The sequence below is a fragment of the Rhodococcus sp. LB1 genome, from assembly GCF_001583455.1.
GTDB classification, from domain to species: Bacteria; Actinomycetota; Actinomycetes; order Mycobacteriales; family Mycobacteriaceae; genus Rhodococcus_F; species Rhodococcus_F opacus.
This window is the reverse complement of sequence record NZ_LTCZ01000167.1, coordinates 1-23,684: the sequence shown is the minus strand read 5'-3', so window position 1 is coordinate 23,684 and position 23,684 is coordinate 1. Positions and strand designations below refer to the sequence as shown.

Genomic DNA, 23,684 nt, shown 5'->3' with positions numbered 1-23,684 from the left:
GGGACAGCGCGCACGCCACACGAGCAGAGGAGCGGTCTGTGGCGGCCACGGTGGAGCACGACGTGTCGGAATCCCGGTTCGAGATCTACCTCGACGGCCAGTTGGCCGGATACGCCGACTATTTCGAGCGGAACGGTGCCCGCGACTTCCACCACACCGTGACGTACCCCCAGTTCCGTGGTCAGGGTCTGGCCGCGGAAGTGGTGAAGGCCGCCCTCGACGACACGAAGGCCAGCGGGCTCACCGTGATTCCGTCGTGCTCGTACGTCGAGAAGTACATCGCCGAGAATCCGAGCTATGCGGAGCTCGTCTGATCCGGTCCGCCTGACCGTCCGCGCGACACGTGTGGTCGCCGCGGCGGTCGTACTGGCCGGTTGCGGTTCCGGCGACCGTTCCGAGACCGCTCCGGCGGCGTCGGCGCCGACGACGTCGGTGTCCGCGCAGCCCGGCGCGTTCGTGGGGGAATGCGGCTCGCTGACCGACGCCGAGGTGTACGAGCGGGCCGGGATCACCGGGCTCGCCCCGGTGTCGCGCAACGGCATCAAGTGCCGGTGGGAAGCGGACGGCGGCGAACGGTACGTGATGTTCACGTGGTACCGCGGTAGCCCCATCGACCGGGAACGGTCGGTGGCCAAGGGCATCGGTCACGAGGTCCACGACCTCGAGATCGCCGGGCACCGCGGGTTCTCCTCGCAGAACGTCGGGTTCTGCGAGGTCGCGCTGGGCACGGGTTCCGACTTCGTGCACTGGCTGGTTCGCTACGGCACGGGCACCGCACCCTCCGATCCGTGCGCGGCCCCGACCGCGCTCGGCCGGCTGACGTTGGAGAAGGTCAAGTGAGCGCCGGCCGCCGACTCGCCGCGGCGGTGGCGTCCGCGGTGGTGCTCGCCGGCTGCGGCACCTCCGTCACCGGCAGTCCCCTGCCCGAGGGCGCGGCCGCCTCCGAAGACGGCGGTTCACCGCAGTTCGACAAACTCCTCCGCGAGTGCGACGCCGTCCCCAACGACAAGATCGCGGAGACCCTCCACGGCGCCGGCATCGACCAGTACTTCTTCGGCGCGGTGTGCATGTGGACGGTGTCGTCCGCCGCCGGATCGATCGACGTCACGTTCGGCTGGTTCGAGAACAACTCGCTGCAACGGGAGCGGAGTGTGGCGGACCAGCTGGGCTATCAGGTGGAAACCACGTCGATCGCGGGCACGTCGGCGTTCAGCGCCCGGCGTCCGGGTGATTCGGCGACATGCGGGATCACCGCCGCCTACTCCGGCGTCATCACGTGGTGGGTGCAGCAGCGGTCGGGCACCGGCGATCCGTGCGACGGAGCGCGGACCCTCGCCGAACTGACCCTGCAACGCAACCAGTAGCGGCCGAAATTCGCTCGCGGTGGCCACGACCTCGCTGTTAGCGTCGAAGGACCACCGATCGAGCCGACCAGAGGACCCTTGCCGTGACCGCCACCGAGACGGCTGTGACTCGCCGGTTCGGGCCCCTGATCCTCCTGAACCTCGCGACGCTGTTCTCGTCCACGGGTAACGGTATCGCGATCGTCGTGCTGCCCTGGCTCGTGCTCGAGAGGACCGGTCGCGCGTCCGACGCCGCGATCGTCGCGGGCGCGGCCACCCTCCCGCTGCTGTTGTCGAGCCTGTTCGCGGGCACGTTCGTCGACCTGTTCGGACGTCGCCGCACGTCGATGATCTCCGACTGCCTGTCTGCCCTGTCCGTGGCGGCCATCCCGGTGATCGCCAACACGACAGGCCTCACCGTGACGGTGATCGCCGTCCTCGCCGCGATCGGCGCCGCATTCGATCCGGCCGGGATCGCGGCGAGGGAGTCGATGCTGCCCGCCGCCACGAAGTCGGCGGGGTGGTCCCTCGACCGGATGAACAGCCTCTACGAGGCCAACTACAACATGGCGTACCTCGTCGGGCCCGGCATCGGCGGTGTCCTCATCGCGACGGTGGGTGCGGTGAACACGTTGTGGGTGACCGCCGTCGGCTTCGTGCTGTCGGTGGTGACCATCGCGTTCCTGCGACTGGAGAACGCCGGCAGACCCGACACGTCCACGCGCCCGACATCCATCTGGCACGGCACGCTCGAGGGACTGAAGTTCGTGTGGCACAACCGGCTCCTGCGCACGATCGCTCTGGTGGACATGGCGGTGGTCGCGCTGTACATGCCCGTCGAATCGGTGGTGTTCCCGGTGTACTTCACCGAACTCGACAAGCCCGCGCAACTGGGTTCGGTGCTGATGGCGCTCAGTATCGGCGGCGTGGTGGGCGCCCTCGCGTACGGACCGCTCGCGCCGTTCGTGTCGCGCAGGACGCTGATGGTGGTGGCGGTGACGGTGCTGGGCGCGGCCATGGTCGCGATGGCGTTCCTGCCGCCGCTGTGGGCGATTCTGGCGCTGGCCCTCCTCCAGGGTCTCGTGTTCGGTCCGGTCGGCCCGATCGCCAACTACGCCATGCAGACTCGCAGTCCGGAGCACATGCGCGGTCGGGTCACCGGCGTCATGACGTCCACCGCGTACGCCGCGGGGCCGCTGGGCTACCTGCTGGCCGGTCCCATCCTCGACAAGTGGGGAATCCAGCCGACGTTCTTCGTGCTCGCGATCCCGGTCCTGATCATCGGGCTGGCCTGCTTCGCGCTGCCCGTCCTGAAGGAACTCGACGACAAGGTGCCCGTCAGTTGAACCCCATGACGTCGTTGCCCCAGGCGATCCGCATCTCGTGGTCCGGGTCCTTCACGAGGGTGTCCGCGCCGTCGATCAGCAACGTCGAGCGGTTCTCCTCGTCGTAGGGGGCCCAGTGCTTGGACCCGTCCAGCGCGGCGGGGACACCGTGCCGCGCGAATGCGAGCCACCGGCGCTGGATCCGGCCCGACACCTCGAGCGCCGTCTTCCGGCCGCCGAGCCAGAACGTCGGGTCGATGTTGAGGGTGTCGAAATTGCCGAAGACGTACGGGAGTTCGGTGGCGTGGCCGGCCCCGATCCGTGCGGCCTTGAGCATCGGCGTGGCCTGATCGAACCGGTACATCCACGTCGGTGAGTGCCGGCTGTGGGCGTCGGCCACCCACAGGGCGGGCATCCGGAACGCGGCGTCCCGCGACATCGCGAGCGCGCCCTTCGCTTTTCCGCGGTCCGGGTACGCCGACAGGATGTCGGCGAGGCGAGCGGCGGGCAGTTCCGGGTGATCGGTCGCGATCGCCCTCAACATCTCCTGCACCGAATCCGAAGTGACCGGCAGCAGAGGAGATTTCATGAACTTGAAGATCGACGACTCGTCCTTGTTGGAACCGATGATGAGGGGAATGCGGTGGGAATAGCCCTTCTGGAACGCGGCCACCGGGTAACGGGGCAGGAAGTCGCGGTCCACCACGGGCGCCATGGCGAGTGTGCCCGGGATCCTCGTCGGCACCTCGTTGACGAGAGTGTCGCTGGCCTCGATGACCGTGCGGTACGGAAGGTGCAGCAGTGTGTCGATCTGCCCGGGTTCCAACTCGAGGATGTCGAGGAACTGTTTCGCGACGGTGGCCGCCCGCTCGCTCCCGTAGACCGACGTGGCGGGCGGACTCTGGGCGATCGCGCGGTGGAACAGCCCCTCCGCGCTCGGACACGTCATCAGCGTGGTGACCGACCCGGCTCCGGACGACTCGCCGAATACCGTCACCTCGTCCGGGTCACCGCCGAACGATGCGATGTTCTCGCGCACCCATTCGAGGGCCGCGACCTGGTCACGCAGCCCGCAGTTGGTCTCGAACACCCGCTCGGCCGTCGAGAACGACGACAGGTCGAGGAAGCCGAGCGCTCCCACCCGGTAGTTGAACGAGACCAGCACGACGTCGCCGAGGGTGGACAGGATGCGACCGTTGTAGATGCCCTGGGCTGCGGTTCCCAGGCAGTAGGCACCGCCGTGGATCCACACCATCACCGGCCGCGGAGTGCCGTCGGGCCTAGGGGCCCAGACGTTGACAGACAGGCAGTCCTCGTCCATCTCGAGTCCCGCATCGATGGGGACGGCGGTGCCGTGCCCCTGCGGCGCCATCGGGCCGAAGTCGACGCAGTCGCGCACACCCTCCCACGGTGCGGGCGGGACCGGCGCGCGAAACCGCAGGTCGCCGACGGGCGCCGCGGCGAACGGAATGCCCTTCCACGCGTAGACGTCGCCCTCGGGGTAGCCACGCACCTCGCCGTCCCGGGCACGGACGACGAGCGTGTCGCCGGACTTGTCGACCTCCACAGACGAATCTCCTCACGCAGCACGTACCGGGAATCTCTCGCCAAACTACCAACGATGAGCAGGCAGGACCGATCGAACGCGATATAGATCAACCGTGCGCTAACATTCCTGCGTGGCCGCATGGACCGATTCCGACGGCAAGAGCCTCCTCGACTATCCGCGCCCCTCCGTGGCGGTCGACGTCGCCGTCCTCACCGTCGAGGGAACGGAACTGAAAGTACTTGCGGTTCCACACGGTTCGGGCAGTCTCGCACTCCCCGGCACCTTCCTCCACGAGGGTGAACGACTGCAGGACGCCGCCGAGCGGTGCCTGCGCATCACGGCCGCCCTGACGGGCACCGAATTCCATCAGCTGGCGATGCTCGACGATCCCGGCCGCGACGATCGCGGGTGGGTGCTGTCGATGACGCACGGCGCCGCGCTGCCCCGTACGGCGCTCCCCCGCGACACGATGTTGATCACCGTCGACGACGACCGGGTGACGCAGGATCTGGCGTTCGACCACGCGGACGTCGTCGCCCTCGCCGTCGCCGACCTGCGAGAGCGAAACGCGCGGGCCGTCGACCCGTCCGGCCTGGCCGGCGACACGTTCACGGTGCTCGAACTCCGCCGGGTGTACGAGGTGGTGTTCGGACGCTCCCTGCCGAAGGACTCGTTCCGGCGGCACATGATGCCGGCCCTCGAGAACACCGGCGACATGGCCGTCGTCGGGACCGGCCGGCCCGCGGAGATCTACAGGCGCGGACCCGCGCCTCTCCCGCCGGCCGCGGCCGCGTTCCTCGCCGGCTGAGCCCCTCGACCGACCCGGGCCTTACCGCCCGCGGCACGGCCGGTGCTAGGGTCGGCTTGTTCTGACACGGGGTGCTCCGCACGGGCGGGGCTGAGAACACACCCGGGAACCTGCTCAGGTAATGCTGACGAAGGGATGTCAACGTTGTGAATAGCTCTGTCCAAGATGCTGCCGGCGCCGGCCAGCACGCCCGATTCACGGACCACTTGTGGGACCGGACCAAGGTGCTGCGCGAGGCGATCGACGAACTCGAGTTCCTGCGCCGCCTCGGCGACGGAACGCTGCCGCTGGACGTGTTCCGCACGTACATCGAGCAGGATTTCCTGTACCTGACCGGGTACGCGAAGGCCCTCTCGCTGGTCGCCGCGCACGCGCCGGGCCCGGTCGAGGCCGGGTTCTGGGCGGGCTCGGCCGCCGAGGCCGCCACGGTCGAGGCGACGCTGCACCAGAATCTGCTGACCAGCGGACGACTCCCCGAGTCGGACGTGGAGCCGCAGCATTCGCCGGCCTGCCTCGGGTACATCTCGTACCTGACGGCCGTCGCCGCCACCGAGCCGTACGCGGTGGCTGCGGCCGCGGTACTGCCGTGCTTCTGGATCTACGCCGACGTCGGGCACCGGCTCGCGGCGAGCGCCCGTGAGGTGCTCTCCGCCGACCCGTCGCACCCCTACGCACAGTGGGTGACCACGTACGACGCGGAGGAGTTCCACGCCGCCGTCGCGACGGCCCGCGAACTAGTGGACGCCGCGGCCGAGGCCTCGACCGATGCCCAGCGTGAGGCGATGGCGGAGGCGTTCGTGATCGCCAGCCGCTACGAACTCATGTTCTGGGACACCGCTCTCAACAAGCAGGAATGGCCGGCGTCGTGACACTCTTCTCTCGTACCAAACGCGCTGCCACCGCAGCCGTCGTCCTGGTTTCCGCCCTGTCACTGCTCACCGGTTGCGCCGGTGACTCGCAGTCCGGCGACACCATCCGGTTCGCACTCGACTGGACACCGAACACCAACCACACCGGTCTGTTCGTCGCCCAGCAGGAAGGCTGGTTCGCGGACGCCGGACTCGACGTGCAGGTGCTGCCCTACAACGACACCTCGCCCGACACCCTGGTCGACGCCGGCAACGCGGAGTTCGGGGTGAGCTTCCAGGGTTCTGCGACGTTCTCGAAGGCCGCGGGCGCACAGACCACGTCGGTGATGGCTCCGCTGCAGCACTGGGCGACGGGCATCGCGGTGAAGGCGGATCGCGCCGACATCACCCGCCCCCGGGATCTGGACGGCAAGATCTACGCCGGGTTCGCGGACCCGGACGGCGAGGAGACGCTGAAGCAGATCATCCGGAACGACGGCGGCAAAGGCGAATTCACCACCGTCACGCTCGGCACCTCGGCGTACGAGGCCGTGTACTCCGGCACCGCCGACTTCACCGTCTCGTTCTTCGGCTGGGAGGGCATCGAGGCCGAGCACCAGGGCACCCCGATGCGCTACTTCCACTACACCGACTACGGCTTCCCGGATGCGTACGCGCTCGTCATCGAGGGCAACGAGCAATGGATGGCCGACCATCCCGAGCAGGCCCGCAAGTTCGTCCAGGCCCTGCAGCGCGGATACCAGTTCGCCGCCGACCGGCCGGACGAGGCCGCACAGATACTGATCGACGCCAACCCCGGCGCCTTCACGGACGAGTCCCTCGTGCGAGAGAGCCAGCAGATGCTGTCCTCCGAGTACATGAAGGACAGTTCCGGAAAGGTCGGGACGCAGACGGCCGAGCAGTGGGCGGGTTACTCCGGTTTCCTGTTCAAGCACGGCCTGCTCACCGGCCCCGACGGGGCACCGCTGACCACGGAACCCGACTGGTCGACGTATTTCACCAATGAGTACCTCGCTCAGCCCTGACCCGAGTCTCCGCACCACGGCCCCGGGCACGTCCCCGCTGCTGCGGCGGGTGCTGCCCGCGGTCGTGGTCGTGGCACTGCTGGTCGTCGCATGGCAGGTGTACGTGACGGTCAGTGGTATCCGGCCGCAGGTGCTGCCGTCGCCGCTGCGGGTGGTCCAACAGGGCTGGCGGGCGCGGGACGCCATCTCCGGTCACGCCTCCGCGACACTGCAGGTGACACTGATCGGGTTCGCCGTCTCCCTGCTCTTCGCGTGGGCCCTCGCCGTGCTCGTGGACTTCTCGCCGTGGCTGCGACGCGCGTTCGTTCCGCTGTTCGTCGTGTCGCAGACACTGCCGATCATCGCGATCGCGCCGCTGATGATCATCTGGTTCGGATTCGGTCTGCTGCCGAAGATTCTCGTGATCGCCCTCGCCACGTTCTTCCCGATGACGATCGGTCTGATCGAGGGTTTCGCCGCGGCCGACCGGGAGGCGGGCGCGTTGTTGCGCAGCATGGGCGCCTCACGGTGGCAGGAATTCCGCTACGTGCGGCTTCCGTCGGCGATCCCCCGGTTCTTCACCGCCCTGCGCATCGGCATCACGTACGCCGTGGTGGGTGCCGTGTTCGCCGAATACGTCGGGGCCACGTCCGGTCTCGGCATCTACATGGCGACGCAGAAGAACTCCTTCCGCACCGACCTCGTGCTGGCGGCGGTGCTCGTGACCGCCGTGATCAGCGTCAGCCTCTACCTGCTCACCTTCGCGGTCGAGCGCGTCGTCGCCCCGTGGATCAAGAACGAAAGGGCCCGGCATGAGTGACACCGCGCGCGTCGCACTGTCCGGTCTGAGCAAGGGGTTCCCGGTCCGCGGCGGCATCCGGCCCGTCCTCGACGACGTCTCGTTCAGCGTCGAACCGGGTGAGTTCGTGTCGGTGATCGGCCCGAGCGGGTGCGGGAAGAGCACCGCGTTCTCCATGCTCGCCGGTCTCGACCAACCCGACGCCGGCACCGTCACGATCGGCGGCGAACCGGTGCGTCCCGCGGGGAGTGGCCCCGCGAAATGCGCGTACATGCCGCAGAAGGATCTGCTGTTCCCGTGGCGCACCGTCCTCGACAACACCACCCTCGGACTCGAGGTGCAGGGCGTGCCCCGGAAGCAGGCGCGGGACAAGGCCCGGGAACTGTTCTCCGTGTTCGGTCTCGGCGGGTTCGAGGACGCTCGCCCCAGCCAACTGTCCGGCGGGATGCGACAGCGGGCCGCGATGCTACGGACCGTCGTCCAGGACCGTCCGGTGCTGCTGCTCGACGAGCCGTTCGGCGCCCTGGATTCGTTGACCCGCACCGAGATGCAGACCTGGTTGCAGGACGTCTGGCAGCGCTACCGGTGGACCGTGCTGATGATCACCCACGACATCCGGGAGGCCGTCTACCTGTCGGACCGGGTGGTCGTGCTGTCCGCGCGACCCGCCACCGTCCGGCGCGAGGTGACGGTGGGCCTGCCGCGTCCCCGCGAATTGTCGATGATGACGTCGCCCGAGTTCGCGGACGTCGAACACGAACTGCTCGGGGTGCTCCACGAGGAGTCGCGGCGGGCACTCGTCGAGCAGGAGTCGGCCCGGCGCTGAAATACCCGGCCTCTCAGAGCAATGCCGCCTCGAGTTCGCCCAGAGCCGTCTCGAGATAGAAGAGGATGCGTTGCAGGCTCGGCACCGAGCGGCGGCACCCGATGACACCGAAATCGAGGTTGCCGCCGTTCGTGGTGAGTGTGATGTTGAGCGCCTGCCCGTCCAGCACCACCGACGTCGGGTAGATGCCGTCCAGCCGGGACCCGTTCCAGTACATGGTCTTCCGCGGTCCCGGGACGTTGGAGATGATCACGTTGAACGGTGGCGGCGTGAAGCGGACGAACCCCGGCACGGGCGTCAGGGCGATCGGCGACATGTTGAACGCGGACCACGCCAGCGCCTGCATCGAGGTGAGGCTGCCGAACAGTTCCTTCCCCTGGGACATGGAGGCGGAGATCGCCGTCAGACGCTCGGCCGGGTCGTCGACGTCGGTCGCCAGGTTGCACAACGTGACCCCGACCGCGTTGCCGCCGGCGTCGGCCTTCTGCTCGTCGCGCAGGGACACCGGAACCATCGCGATCAACGGCTCGTCCGGTAGCGCGTTCTGTTCCTCGAGGTAACCTCGCAACGCCCCGGCACACATGGCCATCACGACGTCGTTGACACTGACCCCGGCTGCCTTCCGCACGGCGTGGACCCGTTCGAGCGGCCACGACTGCGCGGCGAACCGGCGCGCGCCCCCGATCGGGACGTTCAGCATGGTGCGAGGCGCCTCGTACGGAAACCTCATGTCGTGCTGCCCCATCGCGGTGCGGGCGATGCGCAGCGACGCCGGCGCGAGACCGGCCACCTCACCGACCGTGCGACGGACCCCGTTCACCACCGACCAGAGGTCGGGAGCGGGGGCGGCACCATTGGCCGACGCCCTGCGCGGCAGGTTCCACGGCGGCGGTGCGTCGCGCACGTCCGGGTCGGTCGACAGCGTCCGCATCAGCAGCCGCAAACCGGAGACCCCGTCCATCAGCGAATGGTGCAGCTTGGTGTAGATCGCGAACCGGCCGTCGCTGAGCCCCTCGATCAGATACATCTCCCACAGCGGGCGATGACGGTCCAGGAGCGTGCCGTGCAACCGGGACGTCAGCGTCAGCAGTTCCCGGACCCGGTACGGGGCCGGCAGGGCCGAATGACGCACGTGGTATTCGAGATCGACGTCCGACTCGTCGGCCCACCACAGATTCCCGAGACTGCCGACAGGGCCCGCTGGCTTCTTGCGGAAAGTGGGGTCGACGTCCGTGTGCTTCAGCAGAGTTTCGTGCATCGACTTCACGTAGTCGGGGCCGGCATCCTCCGGCGGTGTGAACAATTCGAGCGATCCCACGTGCATCGGATGCTCTCGCGATTCGCCGAGAAGGAATATCGAATCGGTAACCGGCATGATCCCCACCTGGACGTTCACCCCCGCTCGGTCACTATCCCATTACGACTTCCGCCTGGATGCTACGTCGGGCGTAGCGTCCGTGCGACCAACTTCGATGTAGACCGTACGGCGCAAAGAGGTGGAATACCTAAAGGCAGCACGTCGATGGGCACCGAGGCCGGAACGGAGGCAGGCAATGAGCACTGCGACTTACGAATTCTGCCCGTCACCCCTCCCGGTGACGCGGCGGGAGTTCGCCGGAACCAGCCTCCAATCGACGGCCCTGGCCCACACACTCCGTCGCACGGTCCGGCCGTTCCTCGACGGGTGGGCGCGCTACCCCGAACTGCCGTGGCCCACGGGAGTCGTCGACCTGTTCGGGTACTCGCTCGGTCCCATCCGCGGAACCGTGCGCAGGCCCATCCGGCTGCCGCACTGCCGCGCCGAATGGATCCGGCCTCCGGGTGAGCTCGGCGACCGGGCCATCCTCTACCTCCATGGCGGGGCGTTCCTGTGCTGCGGGATCAACTCCCACCGCCAGATGGTGTCCCGGATCTCGGCGGAGTCGAAGGCGTCGACGCTGAACGTCGCGTACCGGATGATCCCGCGGAACCCCATCCGGGCGGCCGTCGAGGACGGCGTCGACGGGTACCGGTGGCTGCTCTCGCACGGGTACACCGCCGACCGCATCGTCATCGCCGGCGACTCGGCAGGCGGATTCCTGACGTTCATGGTGACCCTCGAAGCCCTGCGCCAGGGGTTGCCGCGTCCCGCCGCCGACGTCGCGCTGTCGCCGCTGACCGACCTCGACCCGGTGAACAAGCTGGCCCATCCCAACGCCGACCTCTGCGCTGTCTTCCCCAAACGCGCGGTCGGTGCCCTGTCCAGGCTGATCGAAAGACTGGACACCAGGGGCGGGCACGAGCCGTCCACGTCACCCGTGGACGGCTCCCTCGCCTCCATGCCGCCGGCGCTGATCCAGACCGGCTCGCAGGAAATGGTCTACGTCGACGCGGAACTGATGTCCGAGCGGCTGTCCCAGGCGGGTGTGCCGTGCGAACTGCAGGTGTGGGAACGGCAGGTGCACGTCTTCCAGGCCGCCGCCGGGCTGCTCCCCGAGGGCACCCGCGCCATCCGCGAGATCGGCCGGTTCATCCGCAAGGCCACACCCGTGAGTACTTCTTAACCGCCGGGCGTTGACAAATACTCACGGGGTGAAGAGGTGGTTCCGGTCGAGCGTGGAACCCGGCGTGCGACGACCACCCCACCCGATCACGGCGCGGTAGGCGCCCAGCGCCCCGGACTCCGCCAAACCCTCGGCGTCGGTGTGCGTCGAGTCCTCGGGAACCGGGGTGTCGAACGGCGCGACGTACAGCGCGTCGGTCGGACAGTTCGCCTCACACATGAAGCACGTCTGACAGTCCTCCTGGTGCGCGACGACGGGAACCCCGTCCGCGCCGCGGCGGAAGACGTCCGTCGGGCAGACCTTGATGCAGATGTCGCACTGCACGCAGCGGTCGGCGACGACGACCTCGATCACGACGCGACCGTCCGTGCCTCGGCGGTGCCGCGTTCCGGCCGCACCCACACCTCGCCCAGCCCGCCCGACAGCAGTCGACGGGTCTGCGCCGGATCGGTGTCCGGCAGGTCGGTGCGCACGTGCATCCCCCGGGTCTCGGTCCGCGCCAGGGCGGAGTGCGTCGCCCACCGCGCGACGGCGAGCATCGCGGCGGCCGAACGCGCCTGCAGCAGCTCCCGTTCGGAGCCGCCGAGCAGATCGGCGGCACCCGACCACGCCTCGTCGAGCGCGGTCACGCTGTCCTGCAGGCTCGTCGCGCTGCGCCGGTAGCTGCGGCGCAGCGGCAGGGTGTGCTCCTGCACGAGTCCGACGATGGAGCGCGACGCCTGCCGGCGGGCCGACGGTCCGCGCAGTCCCGCCGCGCCCGCGCCGCGCACCCCGTCGGGGACGGGACGCTTCCGAGCGAACCGGGCTGCGCCCGCGCCGGCCCACGTCCCCGAGGAGATCGCCCACGCCCCGTTGTGGCTGCCGCCGCCGCTGCGACCTCCGGTGACGAGTTCGCGGGTGGCAGCGTCGCCCGCCACGAACAGGCCGGGAACGTCACTGGCGCAGTCGGTGCCGGCGACCCGGATGCCTCCGGTTCCGCGCACCGTGCCCTCCAGCACGGCCCGCACGGGATACTTCTGCGTGAACGGGTCGATGCCCGCCTTGTCCAGCGGCAGAAAGTAATTCGGTTGCGACGTCCGCATGGCCGCGCGAATGTCGGGCCTGGCCCGGTCCAGTCGCGCGAACACGGGGCGGCCGGCGGCGAGGTGCGCCATCGCGGCGCCGCGTGCGGAGAAACCGCCGTCCCCGAGAGTCCGGCCATCCGCGTCGTAGTACGTGGCGAACTGCATCATCAAACCCTTGGTGTGCCCACTCCACGCCGGTGCCAGCGCGTAGGCCGTCGAAAATTCCATGCCCGAGAACGACGCCCCGACCTCGGCCGCCATCAGGAGTCCGTCGCCGGTGTCGACGTTCGTTCCGAAGCTTCCCGACAGGAATGCGCAGCCGCCGGTCGCCACGACCACTGCCCCGGCACGCACCGACCACGGGGCGTATCCGTTCTGCCGTTGCAGACCCGCGGCACCGGACACGATGCCGTCACCGGTGGTGAGCAGTTCCAGGGCGGGGCTGTGGTCGAGGATGGTGCCCCCGGCGCGATGCACACGCCTGCGCATCCGGCGCATGTACTCCGGCCCCTGCAGGCTGGTACGCACCTCCCGGCCGTCGTCGCCGGACGGAAACCGGTAGCCGGCGCCCGCCAGCTCGTCCACCCGCTGGTGGGTCTCCTCGAGCACCCGGTACATCCAGGCCGGCTCGGACAGCCTGCCGCCGTCCTCGAAGCGGGCCTGCACCGACCGTTCGCGTGCAGGACCGGGCGGGACGTTCCACAGGTTGTTGCCGCCCGACGCGGTGGGGCCGCTGGTGCCGCAGTAGCCCTTGTCGGCGAGGACGACCCGCGCGCCCTCCCGGGCCGCCGCCAGTGCCGCCCACGTTCCGGCGGGTCCGCCGCCGAGGACGAGGACGTCGGCGTCGATCTCGAGCCGGCTCACGAAGCGAACAGCATCGCCGACGCGGCGACGGCCGCCCCGGTTCGTTCGGACAGCGGGCGGCGGAACAACCAGTCGAGCAGAGACATCGTTACCCCCGGTCGGAGCGGTATGGACACCGCTCGATCGTCGGCTGACCGGCTCGCCCGAACAAGAGTTCTCGTCAGCGTGCGCCGAACCCCGGCAACCATCCAGCGAACCCGCCCGGACGACTCGCCTTCCGGACACATGCGGCAGCAGGCGGCACCGCCCTCTATGGTGGACGCATTTGCACGCCGAGGACGGGTAGCACATGGACGACAGGACTGTAGCGATCGGGGCACTCGCGATTGCCACCGTGTCGGCGGTCTCCGGCCTGATGATCGGTGCCGCGGGCGGCGCGTTCGGCAACCGCGGGCCGGACGTCGTGCCGCCACCGCTGACGTCGGAGGGCCTGCAGGCCGCCGGGCCGTACAGCGCCGCACCGGCCACCTTCCAGGTGTTCGTCCCGCCGACCCCCACCTGGCAGATGGCCGACCTCACCACCCCGCGGGCCGTCACGCTCACGACCGAACCGGCGCCGGTGACCACCGCGCCGCCGCCCGCGCCTTCGACGACCCCCGCCCTGCCCCCGCCGCCACCCGTCAGGACCACGGTCGCGCCGCCTCCCCCGACGATCAGCCTGGCGCCGGTCACCACACCCGTCACCCGGCCTCCCGTCGTCACGACGACCGAGCAGACCGTGCCCCGGATCGCGGCCCCGCCGACGGCGGCACCCGCGGAGCCGACGCTGCCGCCGGTCACCACCACCACCACGACGACGCGTCCGGTGATCACCATCCCGCCCGTCACCACCAGACCGCGGGGCTGACGCCGCTCAGGCCCGTCTGCGCGCCACCAACTGGGCCACGGCCACCCCGGCCCCCAGCGCGGCGACCAGGCCACTGAAGACGATCCCGGCCGTGCGAAGGTCGGTGACGCGTGCGAGCACACCCACACCGACCGCGGGGACGGCCAGCATCACGTAGATCCCCGCGAAGAACGCCGAGGACACTCCGCCGCGGAACTGCTGTTCGACCCGTTCGACGGTGGTAGCGAGCGACGCATTGAGGCACAGGCCCCCGGCGACGCCGAGCACCACCGCGGACGCGAGCAGCGGCTCGAGGACGGTGTACGCCAGCGCGAGCGCCAGCAGCGCGGCGGCGGGGATCAACGCGAGGCACCCGACGAGCATCGCGGTGGCCGTCGACAGCCGACGGGCCAGGAGCTGCCCGACGGCCATGAACAGGAAGGTCAGGAACACGACGAGGCCGGCCTTCGTGTGGCTGGTCGACCCCAGATATTCCGTCAGGAACAACGCCGACACGGCGGTGAGCACGCCGGTCACCGCGAACGCTGTTCCGGCTGCGAGCACGGCGGTGACGAACGCGCGGCGGATCGAGGAGGGAACCTGCAGTCGGCGGGGTCGGATCCGCCACGTCGGACTGGTGGCCGGTGCGACTGCGAAGATCCACAGCCCGGTGCCCGCCAGGACGGCGAGCACGAGGTTCACCACGTAGGGAATGGTCAGCGGACTCGATGTGACGTCGGCGATCACCCCTGCGCTGAGCGTGCCCAATCCGAGGCCGCCGGTGTTCACCGCGACCGCGAGCATTCCGCCGACCGCCTTGCGCTCGGGTGGGAACAGGTCGATCACCGCGGCGGTGCCCGTGCCGGTCATGAGACCCGCGGACAGTCCGGAGATCACGCGGGCCACCACGAACAGCGGAAGAGTCGACGGCAGCAGGAACAGCACGGCACTGACCGCGGCGAGGGCGACCGCGACGAACAGCACCGGGCGCCGACCGACGTCGTCGGACAGCCGCCCGAACAGGGCGAGCGCGACCACGACCCCGACCGCGTACACGGCGAACAGGATGGTGACGGTGAGGGCGCTGAACGCCAGTTCCTGCGCATAGATGGAGTAGAGCGGGGTGGGCAGTGTCGTTCCCATCATCGTGACGAGAAACGCGAACGACGTGGCCCCGACCGCGAGGACGGACGACCGCCGGGTGCGCGTTCCGGACAGTGCGGGCGAGAACGACGGCATGGATCCGAGCCTTTCCGAGATCGGGAGCGGTGACAAGTCATGTACAGGAGTCGGTAAGGTGGCTTCCCGCCGGATTGGGGGGTCCACTCCGGGACCGTGAGTGTCCAGCATCGGAGGTCGGGATGAATGGCGGGGAGAATTTTCGGTCGGGCGAGTGGGATCACCGCGCCATCAGGAGTGCGGTCGACGCGCTGACGCCCGCCGAGTCCGGTGCGGTCGCCGCGGCCTGGGACGACCTCGGACGGCGATTCCTGGAGTCGGTCACTGCGTTCCACGACGCGACCCGCGCCGCCGTCGACACCGGCTGGCGTGGTCCGGCCGCGACCGCGGTGGCGGCGGCACTCGACGACTACGCCGCCCGCGCCGGGCAGGTCGGCAGCCGATTCACCGATGTGGCGGATGCGTTGCGGCACGCGACCACCGGAGCGGAAGCGGTGCGCGGCGCTGTGGGTCGGCCCGGCGACCACCCGACCGACTGGACCCGGGTGCTGCCCGGCAACTGGACCGCGGAAGCCGACGCCGACGCCGCGGAACAGAACGCGAAGGCCGCCATGGACACCCTCTACGCGTCGGCGTATCGGGTTGCGGACGAACAACTCCCGGCTGCGGGCCTCGCCGCGACCCACGCCGCGGCAACGGCCCACGGTCAGCCGGTGGGCTTCGACATCGGACCGAATGGGGTGCACGGCATACCCAGCGACCAGCAGGTGGCCGACCCCGAATCCGATTCCGTCCCGCGCAGTGAGCACCGCAGGAGCGGCGAGGTGCTGCTCGAGGACTCGCCGGCTACCGCACAGGCTGCGCCCGGTTCGATCGCGGGTGCGGCGCTGGCCGGGGCCGTCGGCGGCGGGGTCGCGCAGTACGCGCGCAGCATCGTGTCCTCTCACCGAACGACCACCCTCGAGCGGCCCAGCGGTCCGGCCCTGCCACCCGCGCGGGAAGACGAGGAGGAACCCCCGACGTACCTCGAAAGCATCGACGAGGGAAGTGAACTCGTCGGGAAACTGCCTCTTGTCACGCCCGCGGTGATCGGCGAATAGTCGTGGGGCACTGGGTGTTGAGCGGTCCGCAGTTCTCGGCGTTGTGGGCCCGGACCGGCCAGGACCGCATTCCGTATCCGTTCAAGGTCACGAGCACGCTGGCCACCGCCGACGAGTACGAGGCGGAGCAGCGCGGGATCCGGTCCGCCTTCTCCGGACCCGAACACGACCCCCTCGATTCGGCGCTGCTGGTGCTCGCCGAACCCGACCTCCGGATCGAGATCTCCGGTTCGGCAGGTGCGGACGGCGGTACCCCGATCCGCATGACGGGAGCCCTCGCTCGCGGGCACGGGATCGCGGCGGTGCAGCATCCGGGCGCCGAAGTGGTGATCCGGGGCTGCGAACCGTACGACGTCGGCCGGCAGCTGATCGCTCAGCTCCCCGACACCGACGCGGGCACGGCTGCGGGCGTCGTGGTCCCGCTTGCACCGGCCGGGAGCGCACGGGCGGCCCGGATCCTCGACAGGCCGTCGACGAGCCAGGGGGTCGTCACCGTCATCCGCGGCTCGCGGCACTCACCGCGCCCCGTCGGCGGTCTGGCGTGGCGCGACATCGAGGGCGACGGCCGGTACCTCGTGTGGGGCGATACCGCCGTGGCGGTCGAACCCGGCACGGCGTGGGACCTCCTGGACGCCGTCACCCGGCTGACCGGACGGATCGCGGCCGGTCACCCCGTCTGAGCCCGCCGCCCCCTCCTGCGCTGCGGTCTCGGCGATCGCCGCTACCGTATAGAGCGGAAGTAGGTGACTTGTGGCCGACCCGGACGGAGCAGACATGCAGGACTTCGATCTGGATTCGAGCGTGAACCGCGACTGGGCGGAGTTCCAGCGGCGCCTCGCGGACTATCTGGCAGCGATGCAGGACGAGGACCTTCTGGTGCTCGAATCGGGATTCGAGGAGCTCGACGAATCCCAGGGGCTGATGCCGTGTATCCAGTTCGTCGTGTGGGACGGTGACACGGTGCGCTGCGAGGTGCCGTCGAACCATTACCTGCACCCCGACCGCGCACTGACCGAGGCCGAGCAGACGTACCTCACCGAGCTGGGCTGGAACCGTCCGACCCGCGGCCCGGACGACGAACCCGACGACGGCTCCCCCGCGTTCTACGTCGACAAGAAGCAGTCGTGGTCGGATCAACTGGCCGCGATGGCCGTCGCCGCGTTCCGCGACGTCTGGGGAATCACGCATCCCGCGTTCCTGAGCACCGAGACGTCCAGTACAGATCCCGAGGCCACGTTCGACCCGATTGCGGTGCGACCGCCGCTGGTCGCGCAGCTCGACCCCGCGGCCGCCGTGGTCCCCCGCGACGTCGAGCATCTCCACGAACTGATCACGCTCGCGTTGGTGCCGATGCTCGGGCTGCTGCCCGAACGCGACCCGGACGGCGACGTCCCGATCCGGATGGGCAACACCATCCTGTTCGTCGGCCCGCTCGCCGACTCCGTCGACGTGCAACTGTTCGCGCCGCTCGTGCATGACATCAGCGACCGCACCCGGGCGGCCGAGGTCACCGCCGACCTCAACCGCACGTGGTCACGGATCAAGTTCGTGCTGGTCGACGACCGGTTGTCGGCGTTCCTGGAAGTGTCGGGCAACCCGTTCGTCCCGCAGCACCTCACGGACAGCTGCAAGGCGTTCTCCGATTTCCTGCGCACCGTCGACAACGAGTTCGCGTCCCGATTCGGTGGCGAACTGTTCTTCCACCGCGACTCCGGCCCGGACGCGGAACCCGAACCGGAGGCGGACGCGGCACCTCGCGCCGAGAACCGGATGTCGTCGACCGACCTGCCGAAGGAACTCCAGACGCTGTTCCATCTCGATCCCGGGCCCGGAGGCGACACCGATCCGGCTGTCGTCGCCGACGTCTGCGGTCACGACCGCGACCGGATCCTCGTGCTCCTGGACACCGGCACCGCCTGGGTGTCCCGGTTGCGTGAGACCGACGATGCGTCGGCGGACCAGTGGGAGCGCATCGTCGGCACCCTGCGCCACGCGCTCCGGACCGTCGTGCTGCCACCGGCGACGAGCGCTCCCGACACCAAGCCGCGGGCCGAGCAGATGGGGCTGTTCACCAACCCCGAGGAGCAGACCCTGTTCGACGATCCGTCGTCCTAGATGCCGCCCTTTCGACGATCGGTCCGGGTTTCCCGGGATGTGGCGTACTGTCAGCACTATCGGAGCCGTCCAGGTTCCGCATTCAGGGATGGTCCATGGCTGACAAATCGCCCCGCAATTCCATGTCGAAGAAATCCGGTAAGTCGCTGAAGGAGAAGCGCGCCGACAAGAAGATGAAGGCGAACGGACAGAGCGATCCGGAAATCGTCTCGCACGTCAAGAAGCGCTAGCGCCCGTGCGCCTTTCTGGTAGCAGCAGCAACCACAAAGGCGCACACGCCGTCAGGCGACGACGGAGCGCTGGGGGACGCCCGAGTACTCGCTGAGCGGGCGAATCAAACTGTTCGACGCGCCCTGCTCGATGATGTGGGCGGTCCACCCGGTGATCCGGCTCATCACGAACATCGGCGTGAACATTTCCACGTCGAATCCCATCAGGTAGTACGCCGGACCGGTCGGGAAGTCGAGATTCGGCGCGATCCCGGTGGCGCCGGCCATCGTCTTCTCCAGGATGTCGTACATCCGCACCCACTTCTCACCGCCGGTGTGGGCGGCGATGTCGAGCAGTGCCGCCTTCATCGTCGGCACCCGCGAGTCACCTTTCTTGTAGACCCGGTGACCGAAACCCATCACCTTCTCCTTGGCGGCGAGTTTGCCCAGCAGCCACTCCTCGGCGCGGTCCGGATCGCCGATCTCGAGCATGTCGTGCATGACGGCCTCGTTGGCGCCGCCGTGCAGCGGGCCCTTCAACGCCCCGATCGCCGCGGTGACCGCACTGTAGATGTCGGACAGTGTCGACGTCACCACGCGGGCCGCGAACGTGGACGCGTTGAAACTGTGCTCCGCATACAGGATCAGCGACACCTCGAACGCCGTGACGACGGCCGGATCGGGCACGTCCCCGAAGCACATGTTCAGGAAGTTCTCCGCGAACCCCAGGTGCGAGTGCGGTGCGATCGGATCCTGCCCACGCCTGCGCCGGAAGTCGGCGGCCACGATCGTGGGCAGCACCGCCGTCATGCGCAGCGCCTTCGCGAGGTTCTCGGACGGCGAATTGTCGTCCTCCGCCGGGTCTTCCGCGCCGACGTAACTGATCGCCGTGCGCACCACGTCCATGGGGTGGCAGTTGTCGGGCATCTTCGCCAGCAGCGACAGCAGGGAGCGATCGGCCCGGCGTGCCGCCCGCTCACGCTGACACAGCAGTTCCCGTTGCGCAGGGTTGGGGAGTTCGCCGTACCAGAGCAGGTACGCCACCTCCTCGAAGCTGCAGTGCGCCGCCAGATCCTGCACCGCGTAGCCGCGATAGGTCAGCGAATTGGTCTCCGGCACCACCTTGGAGATGGCGGTCGTGTCGACGACGACACCGGCCAGCCCCTTGTAGATGGTGGGAATTGCTTCGGTCATGACCCACTCCCCTCGATCCGGAAATTGAAGATGCCGCTGTCGAATTCGTTGTAGCGCTCGTAGTCGAGCAGTTCGTAGAGCCGGCTGCGGTGCTGCATCCGATCGAGCAGTCCCGCTTGCGTCCCCTCCTCGGCGATCTGCCGAAGCCCGGCCTCGGCCGCGTACATCGCGAGCCGCAGCGTGGTCACCGGGTAGATCACCGCGTTGTACCCGAGGTCCTGCAGCGTCCTCGCTGAGATCAGCTCGGATTTACCGAATTCCGTCATGTTCGCGAGCAACGGGACGGCGATTCCCGCGCGAAACTTCTCGAACTCCGACTCGTCGGCGAGAGCCTCGGTGAACACGAGATCGGCGCCGGCGTCGACGTACGCCTTGGCCCGGTCGATCGCCGCGTCGAGTCCCTCGATCCCGCGGGCGTCGGTGCGGGCGCAGATCACGAAGTTCGGATCGCGCCGCGCCGAGGCCGCCGCCCGGATCCGCCGCACCATCTCGTCCGTCGGCACCACCGCCTTGCCGTCGAGGTGGCCGCAGCGTTTCGGGTTCACCTGGTCCTCGAGGTGGCATCCGGCGATACCGGCGTCCTCGAGGACGGTGACGGTGCGCGCCGCACTCATCGGTTCCCCGAACCCGGTGTCGGCGTCGATCAGCACCGGCAGGTCGGTGACGCGGGCGATCTGCTGCCCCCGCTCCGCCACCTCGGTCAGGGTGGTCAGCCCGATGTCCGGCAGGGCGAGATCCGCGGAGACGGCGGCGCCCGAGACGTACACGCCCTCGAAGCCGATCTCCTGGATCAACTTGGCCACCAACGGGTTGAAGGCTCCGGGCAGGCGCTGCAGCGTCCCCGACTCGAGCCCGGCCCGGAACGCTGCCCGCTTGTCCGCCGCCGACGTGGCCGCGGCGATCAGCCCGCTCATCGGAACAGTCCCTTCGGCAGCTTCGGTGCCCGCGCGAGGACATCGCCGGTGACGGTGAACGTCAACTGGTCCAGCTCACCGGGCAACAGGTCGGCGGCACGGTAGGCGGCGTCGAGGAAGCGGTCCTGCTCGGCCGGCGCGACCACGCCGTCGGCGAGGGTCCGGAACTTGGCGACGTACTGGTCGCGGGCGAACGGCCGGGCACCGAGCGGATGCGCGTCGGCGACGGCGAGTTCGTCGACGAGAACCTCCCCGCTCTTCAGCGTGATCTCGGCGCGGGCGCCGAACGCCTTCTCGTCCGGATCGGTCGAGTGGTAGCGACGCGTCCACTCCGGATCCTCGGCCGTGGAGATCTTGTTCCACAGTTCGATCGTGTCAGGGCGCTGCGCCCGCTCGGGGGCGTAGGAGCGCTCGTGGTGCCACGTTCCGTCCTGCAACGCGACGGCGAAGATGTACATCACCGAGTGGTCGAGCGTCTCGCGGGAGGCGGTGGGGTCGAACTTCTGCGGGTCGTTCGAACCGGTGCCGATCACGACGTGTGTGTGATGGCTGGTGTGCAGCACGATCGACGCGATCTGCGACAGATCCCCGATCCGCTCCCGCATCCGGCGCGCGAGGTCGATGGGCGCCTGACTCTGGTACTCGGCCGAGTGTTCCTTGGTGTAGCTGTCGAGGATCGCACGCTTGTCCTCGCCCGGGCCGGGCAGCGGAACGTGGTATTCGTTGTCCGGTCCGCCGAGCAGCCATGCGATGACACCGTCCTCGCCCTCCCAGATCGGCGACGGAGACCCCTCGCCCCGCATCGCCCGATCCACGGACTCGACGGCCACCTTGCCGGCGAGCGCCGGAGCGTACGCCTTCCAACTGGAGATCTCGCCCTTGCGCGACTGCCGCGTCGCCGTCGTCAAGTGCAGGGCCTGGCCGATCGCCTGATACACCGTCTCCGGGTCGAGACCGAGAGCGGTGCCGATCCCGGCCGCCGCCGACGGGCCGAGATGCGCGACGTGGTCGATCTTGTGCTCGTGCAGGGAGATTGCGCGCACCAGGTCGATCTGGACCTCGTAGCCGGTGGCGAGGCCGCGGATCAGGTCGCGTCCGCCGAGTCCGGCGTGCTGGGCGACCGCGAGGATCGGCGGAATGTTGTCACCGGGGTGCGAGTACTCAGCGGCGAGGAACGTGTCATGGAAGTCCAGTTCCCGCACCGCCACGCCGTTGGCCCAGGCCGCCCACTCGGGCGAGTAGGTTCCGCCGACGCCGAACACAGTCGATCCGTGCCGGTACGGATGCGACTGGGCCTGCGCCCGGGCGTTGGACACCGGGCGGCGGGTCAGGGCGGCCGCGGCGACGGCGGCGTTGTCGATGATCCGGTTGACGATCATCTCCGCCGTCGCTCCGGACACCTCGACGGGGTCGGTGGCCACCTCCGCGATCTTCCAGGCAAGGTGTTCGTTCCTGGGAAACTCCTCCGCCGAGCGTCGCGTGCGTACGAGATGTGTCTTCATCGTTTCCTCCGTGGTCCTCGTCGTTCCTTTCGCACGCTACGCAGAGGCCTCGGGGTCGAGAAAGGCCTTGCAGAGGCCTATTCGTGCGTATCGAACCCGGCAAAGTTGCGAATGCTGCGAATCCTCATTGGGTACGGTCTGTGGGCGCGGCGAGGGAGGAGTGGGACGCATGAAGAAGATGTACGCCGGACCCCGGCTGCGGCGCCTCCGAGAGGAACGCCGGCTGTCGCAACTGGCTCTCGCGAAGAGACTCGGGCTGTCGCCGAGCTACGTCAATCAGCTCGAGAACGACCAGCGGCCGCTCACGGTGCCGGTCCTGCTCAAGCTCAACGAGGTGTTCGATCTCGACGTCCAGTTCTTCGCCTCCGACACCGATGCCCGTCTGGTCGCGGACGTGCACGAGGCGCTGGTGGACACGCCGGAGTCCGGCGAGGTGTCGCTGGCGGAGATCGACGAGCTCGTGGCCCGGATGCCCGCCGTGGGGCGCACGCTCGTGCTACTGCATCGCCGGTTGCGGGCGACCACCGATCAGCTCGACCAGTTCTCGGCGCAGCTTTCCGGGGACGCGACGCCGGATCCGGCGCACGTGCCGATGCCCTACGAGGAGGTGCGGGACTTCTTCTACGATCGGCGCAACCATATCGGCCTCCTCGACGACGCCGCCGAGGAGATGTTCCTGGGCAACGGGCTGTCGATCGGCGCGCTCGACCTCCAGTTGGCCCGCATCCTCCGCGACCGGCACGGAGTGACGGTGCGCATCCGCACCGACGAACCGGATCAACTGGGCCCCAAGCGGCTGTACGACGCCGAGGCAGGCACGCTGACGCTGGCCCGTCGACTCACCGCCGGTCAGCGCGCATTCCAGATCGCGATGCAGGTTGCGTTCTTCACGCAGTCGGAGACGATCGACGCGATCGTCGCGGAGGACGAGTCGCTGACCGCCGAATCCGCCGCGCTGGCGCGAATCGGGTTGGCTCACTACTTCGCCGGGGCGCTGATCCTGCCGTACACGCTGTTCCTGGGTGCCGCCGAATCGCTCCGCTACGACATCGACCTGCTGAGCCTGAAGTTCGAGGTGGGGTTCGAGACGATCTGTCATCGGCTGTCGACGCTGCAACGGCCGGGTCAGCGCGGCGTGCCGTTCTTCTTCGTCCGCACCGACCGCGCCGGGAACATCTCGAAGCGTCAGTCCGCCACCGCGTTCCACTTCTCCCGGGTGGGCGGCAGCTGCCCGCTGTGGGTGGTCCACGAGGCGTTCGCGAATCCCGGGAGGATCCTCACGCAGGTGTCGAAGATGCCCGACGGGCGCGCCTACCTGTGGATCGCGCGAACCACCCACACCGGCGGTCTCGGTTACCTCGCCCCGGAACGCAATTTCGCGATCGGCCTCGGCTGCGACCTCGGGTACGCCGATCGGCTGGTCTATTCGCGCGGCATCCAGACGGACGACCCGAGCACGGTCGTCCCGATCGGCGCGGGCTGCAAGGTGTGCGATCGGCCCGCGTGCGCGCAACGGGCCTTCCCGCAACTGGGCCGGGCCGTACTCGTCAACGAGGACAGCAGCGGCCATCTCCCGTATCCGCAGGGCCGGTAGGCGCTCCGCGCCCGTGAGTGGTTGACGAGTCCAGGGACCCTAGGGCATGTCTCCCAA

24 protein-coding genes and 1 riboswitch are annotated in these 23,684 nt (G+C 69.0%); of the genes, 16 read left to right on the top strand and 8 right to left on the bottom strand.

All coding sequences use genetic code 11. The annotated features are described in order from the left end of the window. Positions 1-38: 38 nt before the first annotated feature. From AZG88_RS22625 to AZG88_RS22610, 4 genes are all read left to right on the top strand, one after another. Positions 39-314: a GNAT family N-acetyltransferase gene (locus AZG88_RS22625; RefSeq protein WP_005252788.1), complete on the top strand. Its 276-nt coding sequence runs from the start codon at positions 39-41 to the stop codon at positions 312-314. After that, complete coding sequence (locus tag AZG88_RS22620) at positions 298-840, top strand: DUF3558 domain-containing protein (RefSeq protein ID WP_061699177.1); 543 nt, start codon at positions 298-300, stop codon at positions 838-840. Before AZG88_RS22625 ends, AZG88_RS22620 begins: the two co-directional genes overlap by 17 nt. Next, positions 837-1,364, top strand: coding sequence for a DUF3558 domain-containing protein (locus tag AZG88_RS22615; RefSeq protein WP_061044484.1), 528 nt, complete (start codon positions 837-839; stop codon positions 1,362-1,364). Before AZG88_RS22620 ends, AZG88_RS22615 begins: the two co-directional genes overlap by 4 nt. A gap of 83 nt (positions 1,365-1,447) precedes the next feature. Next, a complete protein-coding gene (locus tag AZG88_RS22610; protein WP_005252784.1) occupies positions 1,448-2,689 on the top strand; it encodes an MFS transporter in 1,242 nt (413 codons plus the stop codon). On the opposite strand, the gene AZG88_RS22605 is transcribed toward AZG88_RS22610, so the two are convergent. After that, positions 2,682-4,235 (bottom strand): carboxylesterase/lipase family protein, encoded by a 1,554-nt coding sequence (locus tag AZG88_RS22605; RefSeq protein ID WP_061699175.1) that lies wholly within the window; start codon positions 4,233-4,235, stop codon positions 2,682-2,684. The two genes, AZG88_RS22610 and AZG88_RS22605, sit on opposite strands and share 8 nt — an antisense overlap. Positions 4,236-4,347: 112 nt before the next feature. Between AZG88_RS22605 and AZG88_RS22600 the strand changes: the two genes are divergently transcribed. The 5 genes from AZG88_RS22600 (at position 4,348) to AZG88_RS22580 (ending at position 8,523) form a co-directional block, all read left to right on the top strand. After that, a complete protein-coding gene (locus tag AZG88_RS22600) occupies positions 4,348-5,025 on the top strand; it encodes an NUDIX hydrolase (RefSeq protein ID WP_061699172.1) in 678 nt (225 codons plus the stop codon). A 57-nt stretch (positions 5,026-5,082) separates the two neighbouring features. Next, positions 5,083-5,178, top strand: a riboswitch (TPP riboswitch). After that, a complete protein-coding gene (locus AZG88_RS22595; RefSeq protein WP_005252780.1) occupies positions 5,172-5,894 on the top strand; it encodes a TenA family protein in 723 nt (240 codons plus the stop codon). (Overlaps the previous riboswitch by 7 nt.) After that, positions 5,879-6,919 carry an ABC transporter substrate-binding protein gene (locus tag AZG88_RS22590; protein WP_061699169.1) on the top strand — a complete coding sequence of 347 codons (1,041 nt, stop codon included), beginning with the start codon at positions 5,879-5,881 and terminating at the stop codon, positions 6,917-6,919. The genes AZG88_RS22595 and AZG88_RS22590 overlap by 16 nt, the downstream gene beginning before the upstream one ends. Then, the gene (locus AZG88_RS22585; protein WP_061044482.1) at positions 6,897-7,718 is read left to right on the top strand and encodes an ABC transporter permease; all 822 of its coding nucleotides are present in this window, start codon (positions 6,897-6,899) and stop codon (positions 7,716-7,718) included. The genes AZG88_RS22590 and AZG88_RS22585 overlap by 23 nt, the downstream gene beginning before the upstream one ends. Beyond that, positions 7,711-8,523 carry an ABC transporter ATP-binding protein gene (locus tag AZG88_RS22580; protein WP_061699167.1) on the top strand — a complete coding sequence of 271 codons (813 nt, stop codon included), beginning with the start codon at positions 7,711-7,713 and terminating at the stop codon, positions 8,521-8,523. The genes AZG88_RS22585 and AZG88_RS22580 overlap by 8 nt, the downstream gene beginning before the upstream one ends. A gap of 13 nt (positions 8,524-8,536) precedes the next feature. Here the strand turns inward: AZG88_RS22580 and AZG88_RS22575 are convergent, their stop codons facing one another. Further along, positions 8,537-9,898: a WS/DGAT/MGAT family O-acyltransferase gene (locus AZG88_RS22575; RefSeq protein ID WP_061044488.1), complete on the bottom strand. Its 1,362-nt coding sequence runs from the start codon at positions 9,896-9,898 to the stop codon at positions 8,537-8,539. 178 nt (positions 9,899-10,076) lie between these two features. Between AZG88_RS22575 and AZG88_RS22570 the strand changes: the two genes are divergently transcribed. Continuing rightward, positions 10,077-11,066, top strand: a complete 990-nt coding sequence (locus AZG88_RS22570) for an alpha/beta hydrolase (protein ID WP_025433006.1) — start codon at positions 10,077-10,079, stop codon at positions 11,064-11,066. A gap of 21 nt (positions 11,067-11,087) precedes the next feature. On the opposite strand, the gene AZG88_RS22565 is transcribed toward AZG88_RS22570, so the two are convergent. Next, positions 11,088-11,420, bottom strand: coding sequence for a 4Fe-4S dicluster domain-containing protein (locus tag AZG88_RS22565; protein ID WP_005252771.1), 333 nt, complete (start codon positions 11,418-11,420; stop codon positions 11,088-11,090). Next, on the bottom strand, positions 11,417-12,994 hold the full coding sequence (locus AZG88_RS22560; protein ID WP_061040797.1) for an FAD-binding protein: 1,578 nt from the start codon (positions 12,992-12,994) through the stop codon (positions 11,417-11,419). The genes AZG88_RS22565 and AZG88_RS22560 overlap by 4 nt, the downstream gene beginning before the upstream one ends. Before the next feature lie 289 nt (positions 12,995-13,283). Between AZG88_RS22560 and AZG88_RS22555 the strand changes: the two genes are divergently transcribed. After that, positions 13,284-13,841 carry a hypothetical protein gene (locus AZG88_RS22555; protein ID WP_061699165.1) on the top strand — a complete coding sequence of 186 codons (558 nt, stop codon included), beginning with the start codon at positions 13,284-13,286 and terminating at the stop codon, positions 13,839-13,841. A 6-nt stretch (positions 13,842-13,847) separates the two neighbouring features. On the opposite strand, the gene AZG88_RS22550 is transcribed toward AZG88_RS22555, so the two are convergent. Further along, positions 13,848-15,059, bottom strand: a complete 1,212-nt coding sequence (locus AZG88_RS22550) for an MFS transporter (protein ID WP_061699162.1) — start codon at positions 15,057-15,059, stop codon at positions 13,848-13,850. Between the two features lie 122 nt (positions 15,060-15,181). Between AZG88_RS22550 and AZG88_RS22545 the strand changes: the two genes are divergently transcribed. From AZG88_RS22545 to AZG88_RS55070, 4 genes are all read left to right on the top strand, one after another. Beyond that, on the top strand, positions 15,182-16,099 hold the full coding sequence (locus AZG88_RS22545; protein ID WP_061699159.1) for a PPE domain-containing protein: 918 nt from the start codon (positions 15,182-15,184) through the stop codon (positions 16,097-16,099). Between the two features lie 14 nt (positions 16,100-16,113). Beyond that, on the top strand, positions 16,114-16,779 hold the full coding sequence (locus AZG88_RS22540) for an ESX secretion-associated protein EspG (RefSeq protein ID WP_005252761.1): 666 nt from the start codon (positions 16,114-16,116) through the stop codon (positions 16,777-16,779). 70 nt (positions 16,780-16,849) lie between these two features. Beyond that, a complete protein-coding gene (locus AZG88_RS22535) occupies positions 16,850-18,214 on the top strand; it encodes a T3SS (YopN, CesT) and YbjN peptide-binding chaperone 1 (RefSeq protein ID WP_025433008.1) in 1,365 nt (454 codons plus the stop codon). A 95-nt stretch (positions 18,215-18,309) separates the two neighbouring features. Further along, on the top strand, positions 18,310-18,444 hold the full coding sequence (locus AZG88_RS55070) for a hypothetical protein (RefSeq protein WP_257014906.1): 135 nt from the start codon (positions 18,310-18,312) through the stop codon (positions 18,442-18,444). A 51-nt stretch (positions 18,445-18,495) separates the two neighbouring features. Here the strand turns inward: AZG88_RS55070 and AZG88_RS22530 are convergent, their stop codons facing one another. From AZG88_RS22530 to prpD, 3 genes are read right to left on the bottom strand one after another with little or no spacing between them, the layout of a single operon-like run. After that, complete coding sequence (locus tag AZG88_RS22530) at positions 18,496-19,617, bottom strand: bifunctional 2-methylcitrate synthase/citrate synthase (RefSeq protein ID WP_005252757.1); 1,122 nt, start codon at positions 19,615-19,617, stop codon at positions 18,496-18,498. Continuing rightward, positions 19,614-20,531 (bottom strand): methylisocitrate lyase, encoded by a 918-nt coding sequence (gene prpB / locus AZG88_RS22525; RefSeq protein WP_061699157.1) that lies wholly within the window; start codon positions 20,529-20,531, stop codon positions 19,614-19,616. Before prpB ends, AZG88_RS22530 begins: the two co-directional genes overlap by 4 nt. Next, positions 20,528-22,033: a 2-methylcitrate dehydratase PrpD gene (prpD, locus tag AZG88_RS22520; protein WP_061699155.1), complete on the bottom strand. Its 1,506-nt coding sequence runs from the start codon at positions 22,031-22,033 to the stop codon at positions 20,528-20,530. Before prpD ends, prpB begins: the two co-directional genes overlap by 4 nt. 169 nt (positions 22,034-22,202) lie before the next feature. On the opposite strand from prpD, the gene AZG88_RS22515 reads away from it, so the two are divergent. After that, positions 22,203-23,627: a short-chain fatty acyl-CoA regulator family protein gene (locus tag AZG88_RS22515; RefSeq protein WP_025433010.1), complete on the top strand. Its 1,425-nt coding sequence runs from the start codon at positions 22,203-22,205 to the stop codon at positions 23,625-23,627. Positions 23,628-23,684 lie beyond the last annotated feature (57 nt).

Excerpts from the sequence above, each read along its gene's own strand:
- AZG88_RS22620 (WP_061699177.1), top strand. The coding sequence starts at position 298 with ATGCGGAGCTCGTCTGATCCGGTCCGCCTGACCGTCCGCGCGACACGT.
- AZG88_RS22590 (WP_061699169.1), top strand. The coding sequence starts at position 5,879 with ATGGCCGGCGTCGTGACACTCTTCTCTCGTACCAAACGCGCTGCCACC.
- AZG88_RS22585 (WP_061044482.1), top strand. The coding sequence starts at position 6,897 with ATGAGTACCTCGCTCAGCCCTGACCCGAGTCTCCGCACCACGGCCCCG.
- AZG88_RS22580 (WP_061699167.1), top strand. The coding sequence starts at position 7,711 with ATGAGTGACACCGCGCGCGTCGCACTGTCCGGTCTGAGCAAGGGGTTC.
- AZG88_RS22575 (WP_061044488.1), bottom strand. The coding sequence starts at position 9,898 with ATGCCGGTTACCGATTCGATATTCCTTCTCGGCGAATCGCGAGAGCAT.
- AZG88_RS22570 (WP_025433006.1), top strand. The coding sequence starts at position 10,077 with ATGAGCACTGCGACTTACGAATTCTGCCCGTCACCCCTCCCGGTGACG.
- AZG88_RS22555 (WP_061699165.1), top strand. The coding sequence starts at position 13,284 with ATGGACGACAGGACTGTAGCGATCGGGGCACTCGCGATTGCCACCGTG.
- AZG88_RS22550 (WP_061699162.1), bottom strand. The coding sequence starts at position 15,059 with ATGCCGTCGTTCTCGCCCGCACTGTCCGGAACGCGCACCCGGCGGTCG.
- AZG88_RS22545 (WP_061699159.1), top strand. The coding sequence starts at position 15,182 with ATGAATGGCGGGGAGAATTTTCGGTCGGGCGAGTGGGATCACCGCGCC.
- AZG88_RS55070 (WP_257014906.1), top strand. The coding sequence starts at position 18,310 with ATGGCTGACAAATCGCCCCGCAATTCCATGTCGAAGAAATCCGGTAAG.
- AZG88_RS22530 (WP_005252757.1), bottom strand. The coding sequence starts at position 19,617 with ATGACCGAAGCAATTCCCACCATCTACAAGGGGCTGGCCGGTGTCGTC.
- prpB (WP_061699157.1), bottom strand. The coding sequence starts at position 20,531 with ATGAGCGGGCTGATCGCCGCGGCCACGTCGGCGGCGGACAAGCGGGCA.
- prpD (WP_061699155.1), bottom strand. The coding sequence starts at position 22,033 with ATGAAGACACATCTCGTACGCACGCGACGCTCGGCGGAGGAGTTTCCC.
- AZG88_RS22515 (WP_025433010.1), top strand. The coding sequence starts at position 22,203 with ATGAAGAAGATGTACGCCGGACCCCGGCTGCGGCGCCTCCGAGAGGAA.